Below are 18,311 nucleotides of genomic sequence, written 5' to 3'. Positions count from 1 at the left end.
GTCTACGATAAATGTATTATTATGGCGTTAAAAAGAATTTTCCTATAAATTTGTGAGGTGGATCGTGTTGCAACTTCAAGTAACGAACAGTCCGTTTAATGAGGAGCAGGCAGAGCTCCTGAATCGCCTTCTGCCAACACTTACAGAAGGGCAAAAGGTATGGCTGGGCGGATTTTTAGCCGCTTCTCCATCTGCAGCTGTTTCAGCGGCACCTGCTCCAGCTGCGGCTGAAACAGCGGCACCCGTTCAAGCGGCAGCTGCTCCAGCTGTGTCGAAAGATGTAACAATTTTATACGGTTCTCAAACGGGTAATGCACAGCGTTTAGCCCAAAAAGCCGGCCAAACACTCGAATCAAACGGATTTAACGTCACAGTTTCGGCAATGAGTGACTTTAAGCCAAATAATCTGAAAAAAGTACAAAATTTACTGATTGTAGCCAGCACACATGGAGAAGGCGATCCGCCGGATAATGCCATTACATTCCATGAGTTTCTTCATGGCAAGCGTGCGCCAAAACTGGAGGATCTTCAATTTTCTGTTCTGTCTCTTGGCGATAGCTCGTATGAATTTTTCTGCCAGACAGGAAAAGAGTTTGACCAGCGTTTAGAAGAACTCGGCGGCAAGCGTATCGCACCGCGCGTTGATTGCGATCTTGACTTCGATGAGCCGGCAGCAGAGTGGATTGACAGTGTCGTAAAAAGCTTGTCCGAGGCAGCGGCACCAGCAGCTCAAGCGGCACCGGCGGCAGGCACACAAGTGGCAGAATCTGAGTATTCAAGAACGAACCCGTTTCGTGCGGAGATCCTTGAAAGCATTAATTTGAATGGACGCGGTTCAAACAAAGAAACACGCCATATTGAGCTTTCACTTGAAGGATCAGGGCTTACGTACAAACCGGGTGATGCGCTTGGCATCTATCCAGAAAACGATCCAAAGCTGGTTGAGGAACTGATTGCGGCATTTGGCTGGAATCCAGATGAAACAGTGACGATTAATAAACAAGGCGATGTTCTTTCATTGCGTAATGCGCTTTTAACGCATTATGAAATAACAGTATTAACAAAGCCATTACTGGAAAAAATCGCCCAGTTAACGGGCGTAGATGAGCTTCATGAGCTAATTGGCAGCAGCGAGAAGCTAAAAGAGTATGTGCACGGCCGCGACCTGCTTGATGTAGTACAGCAGTTTGGACCATTTGGCGTTTCACCTCAGGATTTTGTGAATGTGCTGCGGAAAATGCCAGCCCGCCTTTACTCGATTGCGAGCAGCTTAGAAGCGAATCCAGATGAAGTACATTTAACAATTGGTGCGGTCCGCTACAATGCGAATGGCCGTGACCGGAACGGTGTTTGCTCGATTCTTTGTGCAGAGCGTTTAGAGCCAGGCGATACATTGCCGGTTTACATTCAGCATAACGACAATTTCAAGCTGCCGGAAAATCCGGAAACACCGGTTATTATGATCGGGCCAGGAACAGGCGTAGCTCCGTTCCGCGCGTTTATGCAGGAGCGTGAAGAGTCAGGTGCTGAAGGAAAAACATGGATGTTCTTTGGAGACCAGCATTTCGTCACCGACTTCCTGTACCAGACTGAATGGCAGAAGTGGCTGGCAGACGGCGTGCTGACAAAAATGGATGTCGCATTCTCACGCGATACAGCCGAAAAAGTATATGTACAGCACCGGATGCAGGAAAACAGCAAAGAATTGTTCGAATGGCTTCAACAGGGCGCTGCCGTTTACGTATGCGGCGACGAGAAAAATATGGCTCACGACGTACACCAGACATTGATTGATATTATAGAAAAAGAAGGCAGCATGAGCCGCGAGCAGGCAGAGAAGTATGTAGCCGATATGCAGCAGCAAAAACGCTACCAGCGCGACGTATATTAAGTTTTATGATCGAAAGGGGACAAGCACAATGAGCAAAACGGTAAATGACCTTCACCAGCTGCGCGCACCAGAAGGCCCGCCAAGTGATGTAGAAGGCATTAAAGAGAGAAGTAATTTATTGCGCGGCACACTTGCAGAAGTGATGCAGGACCGCATCTCAGCCGGTATTCCAGAAGATGATAACCGCTTGATGAAGCACCACGGCAGCTACTTGCAGGACGACCGTGACCTGCGCACAGAACGACAAAAACAAAAATTAGAGCCGGCCTATCAATTTATGCTGCGCGTGCGCCTTCCAGGCGGTGTCGCAACATCAGACCAGTGGCTGATGATGGACACCCTGGCGCATAAATACGGAAACGGCACCCTAAAACTGACAACACGTGAAACGTTCCAGATCCATGGAATTTTAAAATGGAACATGAAGCAGACGATTCAAGACATTCATTCAACGATGATGGATACGATTGCGGCATGCGGAGACGTAAACCGGAACGTAATGGCTACGTCGAATCCATACCAGTCGGAAGTTCACACCGAAGTTCACGCACTGGCAAAACAGCTGAGTGATGACCTGCTTCCGAAATCACGTGCTTATCATGAAATTTGGCTTGGGGAAGAAAAAGTAGCCGGCACACCGGAAACGGAAGAAGTAGAACCGATGTACGGTCCGCTTTACTTGCCGCGTAAGTTTAAAATCGGGATCGCGGTACCGCCTTCTAACGATATTGATGTATTTTCACAGGATCTTGGTTTTATTGCCATCGTTGAAAACAATAAGCTGACTGGCTTTAACGTAACAATCGGCGGCGGTATGGGGATGAGCCACGGTGATACACAAACATATCCGCAGCTCGGAAAAGTAATTGGCTTTGTAACACCTGATAAAGTTGTTGATCTTGCGGAAAAAGTGATTACGATTCAGCGCGACTACGGAAACCGTTCTGTTCGTAAATATGCCCGTTTTAAATATACAGTTGACCGTCTTGGCCTCGAAAACGTAAAAGCGGAGCTGGAGCGCCGCCTTGGCTGGACGCTTGAAGAAGCACGCGATTTCCACTTTGATCATAATGGTGACCGGTACGGCTGGCAAAAAGGCGTAAAAGGCAAATGGCATTTTACCATGTTTGTTGAAGGCGGCCGGATTGTGGATTACCCTGACTATCAATTGATGACGGGTATTCGGGAAATTGCAAAAATACACAAAGGCGATTTCCGTCTCACAGCCAACCAAAACTTGATCATTGGCAATGTGTCTGCCCAAAGCAAGAAAAAAATTGAGGCGCTCATTGACCAGTATGGATTAACAGAAGGGCGCCATCATTCAGCGATCCGCCGCAGCGCACTTGCCTGCGTTGCCCTGCCGACATGCGGCCTTGCGATGGCAGAAGCTGAGCGCTACCTGCCGGGCTTAATGGATAAAATTGATGAAATCATCGATGAAAACGGACTCCGCGACAAAGAAATTACGATTCGTATGACTGGCTGCCCGAATGGCTGTGCCCGCCACGCACTTGGCGAAATCGGCTTTATCGGAAAAGCAGTTGGCAAATACAACATGTACCTGGGCGCTGCGCATGACGGCAGCCGCTTAAGTAAAATGTACCGTGAAAACATTGGAGAAGAAGAAATTTTAAAAGAACTGCGCGTCCTTCTTTCCCGCTACGCAAATGAGCGCCAGGAAGGCGAGCACTTCGGTGACTTCGTCATTCGTGCTGGTATTGTCGAAGCGACCACTGATGGAACAAACTTCCACAAATAAAACCGCCCATACTATTGGGTATTTTGATAAAAAAGCAGGGATCCGTTCCGTTCGGAGCCCTGCTTTTTTGTGTCCAAATTAAGTGATACAGGCAGAAAAAATTATATCTAGAAAGCGGAAGTATACAGGTTAAGATATAATGTTCTTTATCTTGTTCTACCAAATAGGATGAGGAATCTCTCTGCTTATTTTGTTCTTTAAAAAGAACAACCCATACTTTATAATAGTTTATAGAATCATAAATCTGAAAAAAGTGAAAAGGATTAATAAAACTGGTTCTATTTAAAGAATTAGTTACTTTGTATCAAAGGAGCAGTTCATGACTAAAAAATTGTACATGGTCCCAAAGGTGATTAGTTACCAGCCTATTAAATTCGAAACGATTATAAGTACCAATAATTTTCTAGAAGAAGAGGAACTACTTTTGGAAGAACTTGAAGAAGACCTTCTCCTTGAGGAAGAACAGGGGGAAATTATTGGGGAAGAAGAAGTAATTCCAGGAGCAGATGTGCCAGTGCTGGGAGAAGAAACGGTTGTTGGAGAAAAAGAAACCGAGATAGCTGAGAAAGAAACAGAATTTGTTGAAACAGATATAGTGGTACCGGAGGAAGAAACCGAAATCATTGGGGATGCCGGAACATCTCCAGTGGGTGAAGGCCTGCTTGATCCTGTCATTGATCAAGAGAAACCAGAAGAAATTGTTGTGGTAAATCCAAATGAAGAAGCTGCAGCACCTCTACCTGAAGAAGAAGCAGAAACGGAGCCGGCGTCAGTACCTCCAGCAGAAGCACCAGTGACGAGTCCAGCGCCGGAAGAAGCACCAGAGACGAATCCAGTACCGGAAGAAGCACAAGTAGAAGAAGCACCGGTGACAACTCCAGCACCGGAGGAAGCATCAGTGGAAGCACCAGAGACGAATCCAGCGCCGGAAGAAGCACCAGTGGAAGCACCAGAGACGAATCCAGTACCGGAGGAAGCACCGGAGACGAATCCAGCACCGGAAGCACCAGTGGAAGCACCGGAGACGAATCCAGCACCGGAAGCACCAGTGGAAGTACCAGAGACGAATCCAGTACCGGAAGAAGCACCAGTAGAAGCACCAGTGGAAGCACCGGAGACGAATCCAGCGCCGGAAACACCAGCAGAAGCACCGGAGACGAATCCAGCACCGGAAGCACCAGTGGAAGCACCGGAGACAAATCCAGCACCAGAGACACCAGCAGAAGCACCGGAGACGAATCCAGCGCCGGAAGCACCAGTGGAAGCACCGGAGACAAATCCAGCGCCGGAAGCACTAGTGGAAGCACCAGAGACGAATCCAGCACCGGAAACACCAGTGGAAGCACCAGAGACGAATCCAGCACCGGAAGCACCAGTGGAAGCACCGGAGACAAATCCAGCGCCGGAAGCACCAGTGGAAGCACCAGAGACGAATCCAGCACCGGAAACACCAGTGGAAGCACCAGAGACGAATCCAGCACCGGAAGCACCAGTGGAAGCACCGGTGACAAATCCAGCGCCGGAAGCACCAGCAGAAGCACCGGTGACGAGTCCAGCGCCGGAAGAAGCACCAGTGGAAGCACCGGTGACAAATCCAGCGCCAGAAACATCATCGGAAGAACAGATAACTGGCCCAGCACCTGGTTCAGTCTCACCACCGGCGCAGAGAACTGAGTCAGAAGAAAAACCAGAATCGGCAGAAAATCATAACGACTCGGAAGGTAAAGCATCTTCTGAAGAAAATACAGATAAGAAAAATAAAAACAGTGAATCAGAAGCTCCAGCTAAAGGAGAAGATAATACCAGCCCATCGAGCAATAACAACAATGACAATAGCGGTACTAACAGTGAAAAAGAAAGCAGCAATCAAAGCGAAAAAGAAAACGGTAAACAAGATGAAAAAGAAACAAACAGCAGCACGGCGAAAGAAAGCGATAGCGGGCAGGAACGAGAATCTTCCGGTGGCGGCATGATCGCGAGAATGACAAGCTGGATTAGTGGATTGTTCAAATAAACATGCTGGACTGCGTGAGCTGATAGAAAGGGAGGTTATTTTTATCAGCTCGTTTTTTCTTGAAACCCTATAAGAAGAGACTCATCATAAATGGAAAAAAGTTATTATGCAGGACAATGGTAAAATGCCTTTGATTTAACGCAACATACTAGTGGCTGTTAAGAATAAGGGCTGTAAATAAAACGAGAAAGCAGGCAGTTGAAACGTTTTGGTCTTCCAGATTTAATACGTGATTTAAACTAAATAAAAAAATCCCCATCACTAGGACGGGGATTTTTGTCGTTCCTTCTTCTACGTTATTGAACTGCTTCATAATTGTTTAGTCAACAATTGATGAAACACTCCCTTTGAATTCTGAGATAACTCGACAAACCTTCCTTGCTGCCGGATCTTTCCTTGATCAAGTACGATGATCTGGTCGGCATGGCGAATTGTCGATAAACGATGGGCAATGACAATAACGGTTATTTCTCCTCTCATTCGCTCAATGGCTTTTTGAATTGCCGCCTCGTTATGAGTATCCAGAGCGCTTGTGGCTTCATCTAAAATAAGGATAGAGGGTTTCCTCAGTATAGCCCGTGCTAAAACCAATCGCTGCCGCTCACCGCCTGACAGCCGTACTCCTCTGTCGCCAATCTGCGTGTCTAATTTTTTTGGAAGCTTTTTAACAAAGCCATCAGCTGCCGCAAAATTCAAAGCTTCCCAGAGCTGTTCTTCAGAGGCATCAGGTTTCACTAGGAGCAAGTTTTTTCGAATACTTGTGTGAAACAAAAACGGCTCCTGCGAAACGTAACTGATGGTTTTCCGAAATGAAAGCAGATTGCTGTCTGTTAAGGGAACACCGTCTATAACCAAACTGCCGCTGTTCGGGCGGTTAAGCCCCATCAAAAGGTCGATCAGCGTACTTTTGCCCGCACCGGACTTTCCGACAATAGCTGTCATATACCTGGCCGGAATCGTTATATTTATTTCTTGAAGCGCATAAGAGTCAGGATTCGATCCATATTTGAAGCTTATATCGCGGCACTGTATACTGTGTTTCATACAAAGAGGTGCTGGTTGTTTGGCCTCTGTATAGATATCCTCTTTGTACTCAGCTGTCTGTTTCTGCAGGCTTAATAAAAGGGTAAAAGCGGGCAGCGAGGAAGCGAGCTGCTGGATATTCAGCTGTATATCAACAAAACGCGGCCACAGCCGGGAAAAAATAATAATCACAAGCAGGAGCTGGTCAGGCTTCGTATGAATAAAGTGAACGGATGAAAAGATAAATAAGGCGATAATGCAGGCCAAAGCCGTCTTATAGCTTAATTGAGAATTCGTCTGCATCCTGACAAAGTCCTCTTGCTCTGTAAGCACTCTTTTATTTAAAGAAACCAGCCACTTAAGCCGGGATGATTCAAGCGTATTTGTTTTAATATCCTTGATGCCATTCAAGTTGTCTGTAATGCCGGCAAGATACTCCCTCGAGAGCTGGGTTGTTTCTTTTCCTGTTATTTTAGCTTGTTTCACAAAACGCCAGGAAAAAAGAGCAAGAACAAGACCGCATACGAGCACAAGAGCAGTAACCTGGGGGGCCAGATAAAAAGCGATGCCAATTTGAAACAGCGTAAAAACCAGGTTGGTAATCAGCAGCATAAACATTTTAATGCCAATGCTCACTCGGTTAAGATCCTTTGTTAAAGAGTTAATAATATTAGATTTTCTTGTCTGCAAATAATAGGTCCACTTTACCTGGAGCAAGCTTTGGTAAAGTTCTTCTTTTAAATGGTTGATAAATCCATGGTGAATTTTCACATCCCGAATGGCAATGCTTTTAGCTAAAAGATTTTGCACGATAATCAAAAAAATATAAGCTCCGAGAATCACGGGAAGCCCGATATGGGACAGAGAGCCTGTCATAAAGTCTAATAGCCCCCACATTGTTGACATAACAGACGCATGCAGAATGCCGCTCACGTTTAACAATACAATCAAAAGCAAGATACTGATGCTGTCGAGAAAACTAACGGCAATCATGCCAAGCAAATTAACGTACAAAATCTTTCCGGAAAAAGCATACAGCCGTTTTATATAATGAATAAATGCAGTCATACCGTGCCTCCACCTTTAAATTCACTGTAGTAGATCATACTGTAATGTTCTTTATAACGAATGATAAAGGATATAAACAGGCTTTTCAAGATATTTATAGAATATCGCCGGAGCTTTGGTCTGCAAATCTGTCATTTGATTTTATGCACAAAAAATTTGTTGTTGACTTGTTCTTTATAAGGAACTAAAATAAAGAGAGAAATTGGAAAGATGAATGCCATTTAGGGAGATATACCTTAGTAATAGCTTAATCGCAAATTTTTTTGTCCGCTTTGTTCGCTATAAAGAATAACTAGTGCATAGTCCATTTGATAAATAGATCATTGAACAAAAGAAAAAATCGAATTGTTTTAAAGAAAGCGCAAGCTGAAGGATTTTTTATGTTTAAAATGTTCTTTAAAAAGAACAATGTTGTTCGCTTCAAAGCTTAGTCAAAAATAAGGAAAGCAAGGGTGATACATGTGGCAGAGACGAGACAAGCACTACCAAAACCTTCCGCCAATAAAAAAGAAATTGATTTAAAAGAATACTATGAGCTGATCAGACGGCGAATATGGATTGTTGTTGCTGTAACGGTTCTTGTTACCATCGCCGGTCTTATTATAAACGGCAAAAACGATACTCCCGCCACGGGAGATACGGTTTATGAATCTTCTACCAGAATGATTGTAGATGCAGGCAAAGATAACATGAATACACTCCTGGTGATGATCAAAGACCCGTTTATGCTAGAGAAAGTCAATGAACAATTAAACTTAAACAAGTCAGTAGAAAGCCTGGCAGCCCAGATTACGGTAGCCACAATTGATGAATCCCAAGTTGTTAAAATTTCTGTTGTGGACCCAGAAGCAAAAACAGCTGCTGACATAGCGAATACAACGGTGAAAGTGTTTAAGAGTGAAATATCTGAGTTAATGGGTTTTGAAAATATAAAATTATTAACACCGGCAAAAGAAAGTATTACGCCTGTAAGCGCTGGAACGGCTCAGGGACTAAGTGCTAAAGTTTTCCTGGTCGCAGGTGTTGTACTCGGAATCGGTCTTGTGTTTCTGCTTGATTCATTAGACGGAACGGTTAAAAAAGAAGAAGAAATAGAAGAATTGCTCGGTGTGCCTGCTTTAGGGGGGATTTCAAACATGACCAAGAAAAAATGGTCATTCAAGAAAAACAAAAAACAAAAGTCGTCAGTGAGGGGTGAGGCATTTGATCTGGAATAAAAGTCGTCAAACAGCAGCTGATAAAAAAGCACTTGTTACGCTATTCAATCCGGAATCTGCTATTTCCGACCAATTCCGGATTGTCCGCGCCAATCTTCAATTTTTAGCTGAAGAAAACAAACAAGGAGCAATTATCATTACCTCACCAGGATCTGGAGAGGGAAAGTCAACCACGGCAGCCAATTTAGCCATTTCTATGGCCCAGCAAAAAGACAGAGTACTTTTAATTGATGCAAATATCAAAGAACCAAGCATTCATTCTATGTTTGAGGTTTCAAATGAAGCAGGTTTAACCAATATTCTGATGTATGACGTGAAATTAGAAGAAGTCGCCTGCCAGACAGAGCTGGAAAACCTGGAGATCCTGCCAAGCGGTTCAACTTCATTTAGTCCGGCCGAATTACTGGGGGGCCAGGAGATGAAAAGCTTTTTAAATGAAGTTAAAAGCCTGTACGACGTGGTAGTAATTGATGCACCTTCTGTTTTGGATTTTTCCGAAACAAGAGTACTGGCCCATCAATGTGACGGCGTTTTGCTCGTGATGAACCGCTATAAAACAGAAGTCAAACATGTACAGGAAGCAAAACGGGTTTTGGAACTTGCCGATGCACACTTAATAGGCGGGATTATGAATGAAGCATGAAAAAGGATTTTTTTTAATTTGATCGTTCTTTATTAAGAACGGAGTTAGGTGATGTCTCCTTACCTGTATCAATGGGGGCACTCGGTCATGCTGTGGGTTGAAAAACCTTAGACGCCAGTCGTCGAAAGTGTGGTGTGAGGGAGGGTTAGATGCCCGTTTTTTAATAAAGTTTTTATGCGTCAGGCTTTCCAACATCCTGCTGCATAAAAACTTTATTAAAAGAAAGGAGCTGTGAAATAAGATGGACAAGCTCGATTATTATCCTAAGTCGATAAAAAAAGCAGTAAGGTATATGAAGCAGGATGCATCGAGAGAAGAATTACTTGAAATCAGGGATCTCATAAATAATGCGATCATAAACAGAATAAACAGAATCGATAAGGAAACAAGAACGCAAAAGGAGAACGCATATGAGTTATAAACAGCGAATTCCTTTATTCCTTTTTATTGATTCCTGTATTGTTCTAACAGCCATTTTTATTAGCCAGTTTCTTGTCGGTGCGACCGTTTACGTTGTTACAGGGCCAATCCTGATCAGTTCCATTTCTATTTTACTGTGTCACCATACGCTGGCCATTCAATTTAAGCTGTATAAAAAAGTGTGGGCCTATGCCAGTACGAGAGAATTAGTCATTATTTTAAAAGTCGTCACGTATTCTACTTTTTTCGCTGCCCTTACCCAGCAGTTGATTGTACAAAATATTCATTTCCGGCTGCTGGCGGTAACATGGCTGCTTCACTTATTATTCATTGGCGGCTCCCGGTTAGCCTGGAGAATGTATCACGATGCCAAGTTCCAGACAAATGAGAATAAAAAGAACACGCTTATTATTGGAGCGGGAGCAGCGGGTACGATGGTAGCCAGGCAGCTTTTGAACAACCACGAAACAGACCTCGTACCGGTTGCTTTTATTGATGATGATATGAGAAAGCACAGCCTGGATATCCTGGGCCTTCCGGTTGCCGGTAATGTAACAGAAATCGGAAAAGTGGTGCAAAAGCGAGCCATTGAAAATATTATTATTGCCATTCCTTCTTTAAGCAAAAAAGAACTGAACATTATTTATCAGGAGTGTGCGAAAACAAAGGTGAAAACACAAATTCTCCCTATGCTGGAGGATTTGGTTACCGGAAAAGTATCAGTTAATCAATTTCGTGATGTGCAGGTAGAAGATCTGCTGGGCCGTGATCCGGTTGAAATGGATATCGACAGCGTGGCTGACTTTCTAACAGACAAAGTGGTTCTTGTAACGGGAGCAGGAGGATCGATCGGTTCTGAACTATGCAGGCAGATTTCTGCTTACAATCCGAAGCAGCTTATTTTACTTGGACGCGGAGAAAACAGTATTTACTCCATTGAAATGGATTTAAAAGAACGTTTTAAAACATCAGCGATCGATATTGTCACAGAAATTGCTGATTTGCAGGACAGGGAAAAAATCGTCGCAGTCATCCAGACATATCGACCAGATGTTGTGTATCACGCAGCCGCGCATAAGCATGTGCCGCTGATGGAGCGGAATCCGGAAGAAGCGGTGAAAAACAATATTATCGGTACATTGAATGTGGCACAAGCGGCAAGCGAGTACAACGTCGACACATTTGTCATGATTTCCACCGACAAGGCCGTGAATCCAACAAGTGTGATGGGAGCAACCAAGCGCCTGGCGGAAATGATCATCCAGGGCATGGACCAGCAAAGCAGTACCCGCTTCGTTGCTGTCCGATTCGGCAATGTGCTTGGAAGCCGTGGAAGTGTCATTCCGTTATTTAAAAAACAAATTGAAAAAGGCGGCCCGGTTACAGTGACCCACCCGGATATGATTCGCTATTTTATGACCATACCGGAAGCGTCAAGGCTGGTCATTCAAGCGGGCGCCCTGGCAAAAGGCGGAGAAATCTTTGTGCTCGATATGGGGGAGCCGGTTAAAATTGTCGATCTTGCAAAAAATCTTATTACACTGTCAGGATATTCTGTCGAGGATATAGGACTGGCCTTTACAGGAGTAAGGCCGGGTGAAAAGCTGTTCGAGGAACTGCTGCAAAAAGATGAAGTGAGTGAGCAGCAGGTTTATCCAAAAATTTATATCGGCAAAACAGCAAAAATGTACTTAAGTGAAATCGAGCATATTACATCTGTTTTCTCTTCTTTAAGCAAAGAAGAATTAAGAGACACATTATTAAATGTAGCGAATAATAGGCCAGTGTTTACAACGAAAGAGGAACAAGCAGGGCGTGAGCCTGTTTTATCGGTTCATGCTCCTACGATCCCTCAGCCAGAGCCTATTATGACGATTCAAAGATCAAAGGAGTGGGTGAGATGAAAGTAAAAAAAGCCATTATCCCGGCTGCAGGACTTGGAACAAGATTTCTTCCAGCTACTAAAGCAATGCCAAAAGAAATGCTGCCGATTGTGGACAAGCCGACCATTCAATACATCGTCGAGGAAGCGATTGAGTCTGGCATTGAAGATATCATCATCGTAACAGGCAAAGGAAAACGGGCCATTGAAGACCACTTTGACCATTCATTTGAACTCGAACAGAACTTATTAAGCAAAGGCAAGTTCGAGTTGTTAAGTGAAGTTCAAAAATCATCTAAGCTTGTAGACATTCATTACATTCGCCAAAAAGAGCCGAAAGGATTGGGGCATGCCATCTGGTGTGCGCGAAAGTTTATTGGAGACGAGCCGTTTGCCGTGCTGCTGGGTGATGATATTGTCAAAGCGGATACCCCGTGCTTAAAACAAATGATTGATCAATATAACCGCTACAATGCTTCCATTTTAGGCGTTCAGACGGTTCAAGAAGAAGCCGTATCACGATATGGGATTGTGGATGGGAGCATGATTGATAACCGGCTCTACTCCGTTCGCGGTTTAGTAGAAAAGCCAGCCAGGGAAGAAGCGCCATCCAATCTGGCCATTCTGGGACGTTACATATTAAGTCCGAAAATTTTCGAGCTATTAAACAGCCAAAAGCCCGGCGCAGGCGGAGAAATTCAATTAACGGATGCCATCGCCCAGCTGAATGAGCATGAAGCGGTTTATGCGTATGACTTCGAAGGGACGCGTTACGATGTTGGAGAAAAGATGGGCTTTATCCAGACAAACATTGAGTTTGCCCTGCAGCATAAAGAGCTTCGAAGTGAATTAATGGCCTATCTTTCCTCTATTGTATCGCAGGAAGTGGCAAGGTAACCGGCATAAAGAAAAAACGAGGAGAATGACGCATATGGCAAACAAGGTGCTTTTTTGTGCAACGGTTGATTATCACTTTAAAGCCTTCCACCTTCCTTATTTAAAATGGTTTAAAGAGCAGGGCTGGGAAGTTCATGTGGCCGCCAGTGGCGAAATGGAACTTCCTTATGTCGATCAAAAGTGGAACATCCCCATTCAGCGTTCACCCTTTAATAGAAAGAATATAAAAGCCTATAAAGAATTAAAGAAGATCATGGGTCAAAACCAATACCAGATGATCCACTGCCATACACCGATGGGCGGGGTGCTGGCACGGCTGGCCGCCAGACAAACGAGAAAGCTGGGCACAAAAGTGATTTACACGGCTCACGGATTCCACTTTTGCAGAGGCGGCCCCCTGCTGCCCTGGCTCGTTTATTATCCGATCGAAAAAAGCTTGTCCCGCTATACGGACTGTTTGATTACGATTAATAAAGAAGACTACGAGCTGGCCAGCCGGCACTTCAGCGCCAAACAGACTCGGTACGTAAACGGTGTAGGCGTCAATACAGAACAATTTAAGCCGCTGAAAGAGCAGGAGAAAAAAGAGCGTAAAAAGTCATTTGGCTACAAGCCGGATGATTTTTTGCTGTTTTACGCAGCAGAGTTTAATAAAAACAAAAACCAGGAGCTTCTCCTCGAAGCACTGGCACTGATCAAACAGGATGTGCCGCATGCAAGGCTTCTTTTAGCCGGTGAAGGCACACTGCTTGAACATTGCCGAAACCGGGCGGAAGAACTTGAACTCAGCCATATGGTTGACTTTCTTGGCTACCGAAAGGATCTTCAAGAAATTGTTCCGATGTGTGACGCAGCCGTTGCCTCCAGCCTCAGGGAAGGGCTCCCCGTCAATATTATGGAAGCGATGGCAAGCGGGCTGCCTGTTGTAGCACTTACGAACAGAGGCCACCGGGAGCTCGTTCAAAACGACCGGAACGGCTGGATTATTGATCAAAACGATCCAGCAGCGTTTGCCAAAAAATTAAAAGCACTGGCTGGCATGAGCGATGTAAGTCAAAAATTCGGAAACAACGGCCGAAGCATCATCCGGAACAAATTCAGCGTGGAAAAAGTGCTGAATCAAAAAAGTGACATTTATCAATCTTATATGGAAGAAACGGGGGACAAGCAGTGGGCAGCCCATTAAGGATATTGCACGTTGTGGTAAACATGAATCGGGGCGGTGCAGAAACCCTTATTATGAATTTATACCGAAACATTGACCGTGCAAAGGTTCAGTTTGACTTTTTAACGTGCAAGGAAGGCGTATTTGACGCCGAAATACGAAAACTGGGCGGACGGGTACATCGAATTCCATATGTAACAGAAGTGGGCCACAGAGGCTATATCAAGGAGCTTTATCAATTCTTTAAAAAGAATCCGGGGTATTTAATTGTTCATTCCCATATGGATAAAATGAGCGGTCTTGTTCTCCGAGAAGCAAAGAGAGCAAGGATTCCTATCAGAATAGCACACAGCCATAATACAAGAAGTGAAGGCAGTTTCGTATCAAGAGCTTATAAGTGGTATGTAGGAGAAGGAATTAATACCGCAGCTACTCATTCGTTTGCTTGTTCGTCTGAAGCAGCGGAATGGTTATTTAAAAATAAATATAGCAAAGCCTACATGTTAAGAAATGGGATCGAAACAGATAAGTTTCAGTTTTCCGCAGAACTTCGAAGTGATACTCGGAAAGAATTAGGGCTATCCTCCAAGTCTCTTGTTATAGGCCACGTTGGCAGATTTAACCACCAAAAAAATCATGCTTTTTTGCTGGAGATATTTGCAGACTTCATTAAAATTCATCCAGATGCCCGGCTTGTACTCGTTGGCGATGGCGTGTTAAGGCCTAAAATTGAAGCGAAAATAAAAGAGCTGCGCTTAGAAAAAAAAGTACGGCTTCTGGGCATTAGGGAAGACATTCACCGGCTGCTGCAAGCATTTGATGTTTTTGTTTTTCCTTCCTTTCATGAAGGGCTGCCAGTCACTCTCGTAGAAGCACAGGCATCAGGGCTGCCATGTATTATCTCTGACACGATTACAAAAGAAGTACAGATGGAGGAGAACTTGGTAGAATACTTGCCGCTCGCTAACAAAGAGGTATGGATAACTAAAATCCAGGATGTTAATGAGAAGAATACCCCAAGAAATTCGTTGAAAGATGCTTTAAATAAAAAGGGGTATGACATACGTAAAACTGTCAGGGAACTACAGCATATGTATTTAACGTTAGGGGAGGAAAGCAGTGAAAACTTTAACCGTTTTTACTCCAACATTCAATAGAGCCTACTGCCTCAATCAATGCTATGAAAGTTTAAAAAGGCAGACCTGTAAAGATTTCGTCTGGTTAATTATCGATGATGGATCTACCGACGAAACGAAAGAATTGATAAAGGGCTGGCAGAGAGAAGGAACGCTGGACATTCAATACCACTGGCAGCAAAACCAGGGCATGCACGGAGCACATAATACAGCTTATGAATTGATAAAAACAGAACTGAATGTTTGTATCGACTCGGATGACTACATGCCAGATGAAGCGGTTGAAAAAATTGTTGATTTTTGGAGAAAACATGGAAGCAAAGAAGTAGCTGGAATCATCGGTTTAGATGCAGATTTTACAAATAAGGTCATTGGGACGAAGATACCGGATCATCTAAAAAGATCTACTTTATTTCATTTATATAACCAGCATGGAGTAACAGGAGATAAAAAACTTGTATATCGAACAGAATTAACAAAGAAGTTTCCTTATCCATTGTTTGAAAATGAAAGGTATGTAGGCTTAGCTTATAAGTACTACATGATCGACAAGCAATACGAAATGCTTTTATTGAACGAAGTGCTGTGTTGTGTGGAGTATCTTCCAGATGGTTCGTCCCGCAATATGCTGAAGCAGTACCGTAAGAATCCAAAAGGGTTTGCTTTCTACCGTAAAGAATTAATGAAACTCCCGTTTGTCAGTCCTTCTTTTAAATTCAGACAGGCCATTCATTATATATCGAGCAGTTTATTGAGTAAAAACCGGGATTTTTTAAACGAAGCACCTAACAAAGGTCTTACAGTTTTAGCAGCACCATTTGGGATTGTATTATATTTTTATATTACAGCAAAAACAAGGACAGCTTAACACCATTTGATAATAAGATCCTTGTTGCTGGCTTGAAAGGATCTATCATATGACTCCTCTATGGATAAACTTAGCCATTGTGTTTACACTGGCTTTTTTTTCACGTTATTTTTCCAACCCTGTCCTGGTGACGACATCTGCTGGAACAACATTTTTTATAAAGCATAATAAGCTGCTTGTTTTTGGATCATTAGTGTCCCTCGTTTTAATATCTGGTCTTAGATCGGGAATTGGCGATACTTTCTTCTATAAACATATTTACGAAATGAATGACTTTACATGGGAATATATTTCAAGCCAGAAAGACCAGGGGTTCGGTATTCTTCAAATGCTATTAAAAAAAGTGTCTGACGATCCCCAATTCCTCATTTTCACAACAGCACTTATTACAAATCTTTTAATTGTTTTGGTTTTATACAAATACTCAAGAATGCTTGAGTTAAGTTTATATGTGTATATAACAGGCGGCCTATTTTTAATTACCATGAATGGGATTAGACAGGTATTAGCAGCAGCTATTGTATTTGCAGCGATAAAATTCTTAGTCGAAGGAAACTGGATAAAGTATACACTGGTTGTACTGTTTGCTTCTACCTTTCACCAAAGCGCTCTCGTCTTAATTCCTATTTATTTTGTTGTAAGATGTAAAGCCTGGTCGAAAGCAACAGCTGGGCTCGTTTTTCTAGCTATACTAATCGTAATTGGGTTTGATCAATTTTCTGCAACTTTATTTTCTGCCATTAAGGATACGCAATATGGACACTATAACAGTTTCCAAGAAGGAGGAGCGAATCCATTACGTGTAGCTGTTGAATTAGTTCCTCTTTTGATTGCTTATCTTGGAAGGGATAAATTAAAAGAAATTTTTCCAAAGAGTGATGTTATTGTAAACATGGCTTTGATCGGTTTTGTTTTTATGCTCATCTCGACTCAGAACTGGATATTCGCCCGATTTTCTATTTATTTTAGTTTATATCAATTAGTTCTTATTTCATGGATTGTAAAATTATTTAAAGAAAAAGATCAAAAGCTTATTTACTATGGATTGATCATTTGTTACTTTGTCTACTACTATTACGAAAATGTTCTTTCACTGGGTATCATTTATAAGAGTGAATATTTTTAAACGAAAATCGAATGAATAAAAAACTAACGTTGGGCTTACAATGTTGGTTTTTTTTGTTTTTAAGAAAAGGGGGAAGAAGAAATGGCAATTCTCGTAACAGGTGGTGCAGGTTATATCGGCAGCCATACATGTGTGGAACTGTTGAATGCGGGGCATGACATTGTAGTGGTTGATAACTTTTCAAACAGCAAGCCGGAATCATTAAAAAGGGTAGAGGCTATTACGGGCAAGCAGTTTCCCATTCATGAAGTTGATCTGCTTGATAAAGAAGGGCTGAGCAGTGTCTTTGCGGCTTATTCAATTGATGCTGTTATTCATTTTGCTGGATTAAAGGCGGTGGGAGAATCGGTTTTGGTTCCGCTTACGTATTACCAGAACAATGTGACAGCCACCGTAATTCTTTGTGAAGTGATGAAAAAACACGGCGTGAAAAACCTGGTATTCAGTTCTTCTGCTACGGTATACGGGGTAACGGATCAAGTGCCGATCACGGAAACCTCTCTTCTTGGTGCAGTCAATCCATACGGCCGGACTAAACTGATGATCGAAGAGATTTTAAAAGATCTTTACGATTCAGACCAAACATGGAGAGTGGCTCTTTTAAGATACTTTAACCCAATCGGCGCACATAAAAGCGGCTTGATTGGAGAAGATCCAAATGGCATTCCGAATAATCTGATGCCGTACATCTCCCAGGTAGCGGTCGGAAAGCTTCCAAGCTTGAATGTATTTGGAAGCGATTATCCGACACAAGACGGAACGGGAGTAAGAGATTATATTCATGTTGTGGATTTAGCGATCGGGCACTTAAAATCATTGGACAAGCTGCAAAAGGCAACGGGTGTCCATACGTATAACCTTGGAACGGGAAATGGTTACAGCGTATTGGAAATGGTTACAGCTTTTCAGAAGGCATCCGGACGCGAAATCCCGTACCGCCTTGTCGAGCGCCGTCCGGGGGATGCAGCTGTTTGCTATGCAGACGTCATGAAGGCGAAAGTGGAGCTCGGCTGGGAGGCCGTAAGAGGCATGAAGGAAATGTGTGAAGACGCCTGGAGATGGCAGCAGCTTAATCCAGAGGGATACAGAAAAGAAGAACTGCCTGTCATTATAGGTGCCAACGGGACTGACCCCATGGAGTGAGACAAATAAAAACACCTTTAAGTTGAAAAATGGGTATGTAAGTACCTAAAAAGCCA

14 protein-coding genes are annotated in these 18,311 nt (G+C 43.4%); 13 read left to right on the top strand and 1 reads right to left on the bottom strand.

Translation table 11 applies throughout. The annotated features are described in order from the left end of the window. Positions 1-67 precede the first annotated feature (67 nt). From L2D08_RS00070 to L2D08_RS24160, 3 genes are all read left to right on the top strand, one after another. Complete coding sequence (locus tag L2D08_RS00070) at positions 68-1,891, top strand: assimilatory sulfite reductase (NADPH) flavoprotein subunit (RefSeq protein ID WP_242232029.1); 1,824 nt, start codon at positions 68-70, stop codon at positions 1,889-1,891. Between the two features lie 28 nt (positions 1,892-1,919). Next, positions 1,920-3,653: an assimilatory sulfite reductase (NADPH) hemoprotein subunit gene (gene cysI, locus L2D08_RS00065; RefSeq protein ID WP_242231651.1), complete on the top strand. Its 1,734-nt coding sequence runs from the start codon at positions 1,920-1,922 to the stop codon at positions 3,651-3,653. A gap of 319 nt (positions 3,654-3,972) precedes the next feature. Further along, positions 3,973-5,667 (top strand): hypothetical protein, encoded by a 1,695-nt coding sequence (locus L2D08_RS24160; RefSeq protein WP_304653918.1) that lies wholly within the window; start codon positions 3,973-3,975, stop codon positions 5,665-5,667. Positions 5,668-5,976: 309 nt separating this feature from the next. Here L2D08_RS24160 and L2D08_RS00055 read toward each other — a convergent pair whose 3' ends face one another. Further along, positions 5,977-7,758 (bottom strand): ABC transporter ATP-binding protein, encoded by a 1,782-nt coding sequence (locus tag L2D08_RS00055; RefSeq protein ID WP_242231649.1) that lies wholly within the window; start codon positions 7,756-7,758, stop codon positions 5,977-5,979. 461 nt (positions 7,759-8,219) lie between these two features. Here L2D08_RS00055 and L2D08_RS00050 point away from each other — a divergent pair, with 461 nt between their 5' ends. From L2D08_RS00050 to galE, 10 genes are all read left to right on the top strand, one after another. After that, positions 8,220-8,975 (top strand): YveK family protein, encoded by a 756-nt coding sequence (locus tag L2D08_RS00050; RefSeq protein ID WP_242231647.1) that lies wholly within the window; start codon positions 8,220-8,222, stop codon positions 8,973-8,975. Further along, entirely contained in the window at positions 8,962-9,618 is a 657-nt protein-coding gene (locus L2D08_RS00045; RefSeq protein ID WP_242231645.1) for a CpsD/CapB family tyrosine-protein kinase, read from the top strand. Before L2D08_RS00050 ends, L2D08_RS00045 begins: the two co-directional genes overlap by 14 nt. Before the next feature lie 241 nt (positions 9,619-9,859). Further along, complete coding sequence (locus L2D08_RS00040) at positions 9,860-10,039, top strand: hypothetical protein (RefSeq protein WP_242231643.1); 180 nt, start codon at positions 9,860-9,862, stop codon at positions 10,037-10,039. Then, positions 10,029-11,942, top strand: coding sequence for a polysaccharide biosynthesis protein (locus tag L2D08_RS00035; RefSeq protein WP_304653917.1), 1,914 nt, complete (start codon positions 10,029-10,031; stop codon positions 11,940-11,942). The genes L2D08_RS00040 and L2D08_RS00035 overlap by 11 nt, the downstream gene beginning before the upstream one ends. Next, a complete protein-coding gene (gene galU / locus L2D08_RS00030) occupies positions 11,939-12,817 on the top strand; it encodes a UTP--glucose-1-phosphate uridylyltransferase GalU (protein ID WP_242231641.1) in 879 nt (292 codons plus the stop codon). The genes L2D08_RS00035 and galU overlap by 4 nt, the downstream gene beginning before the upstream one ends. A 34-nt stretch (positions 12,818-12,851) precedes the next feature. Beyond that, positions 12,852-14,003 (top strand): glycosyltransferase family 4 protein, encoded by a 1,152-nt coding sequence (locus L2D08_RS00025; protein WP_242231640.1) that lies wholly within the window; start codon positions 12,852-12,854, stop codon positions 14,001-14,003. Continuing rightward, positions 13,988-15,139 (top strand): glycosyltransferase family 1 protein, encoded by a 1,152-nt coding sequence (locus L2D08_RS00020; protein WP_242231639.1) that lies wholly within the window; start codon positions 13,988-13,990, stop codon positions 15,137-15,139. The genes L2D08_RS00025 and L2D08_RS00020 overlap by 16 nt, the downstream gene beginning before the upstream one ends. After that, positions 15,102-15,986 (top strand): glycosyltransferase family 2 protein, encoded by an 885-nt coding sequence (locus L2D08_RS00015; RefSeq protein ID WP_242231637.1) that lies wholly within the window; start codon positions 15,102-15,104, stop codon positions 15,984-15,986. Before L2D08_RS00020 ends, L2D08_RS00015 begins: the two co-directional genes overlap by 38 nt. A gap of 49 nt (positions 15,987-16,035) precedes the next feature. Next, positions 16,036-17,112: an EpsG family protein gene (locus L2D08_RS00010; RefSeq protein WP_242231636.1), complete on the top strand. Its 1,077-nt coding sequence runs from the start codon at positions 16,036-16,038 to the stop codon at positions 17,110-17,112. 81 nt (positions 17,113-17,193) lie between these two features. Next, complete coding sequence (gene galE / locus L2D08_RS00005; RefSeq protein ID WP_242231635.1) at positions 17,194-18,255, top strand: UDP-glucose 4-epimerase GalE; 1,062 nt, start codon at positions 17,194-17,196, stop codon at positions 18,253-18,255. The last annotated feature ends 56 nt before the right edge of the window (positions 18,256-18,311 follow it).

Source organism: Domibacillus sp. PGB-M46 (genome assembly GCF_022668875.1).
Taxonomy (GTDB): domain Bacteria; phylum Bacillota; class Bacilli; order Bacillales; family Domibacillaceae; genus Domibacillus.
The sequence above is the reverse complement of the archived record's forward strand: the minus strand, read 5'-3'. Positions and strand labels throughout refer to the sequence as shown.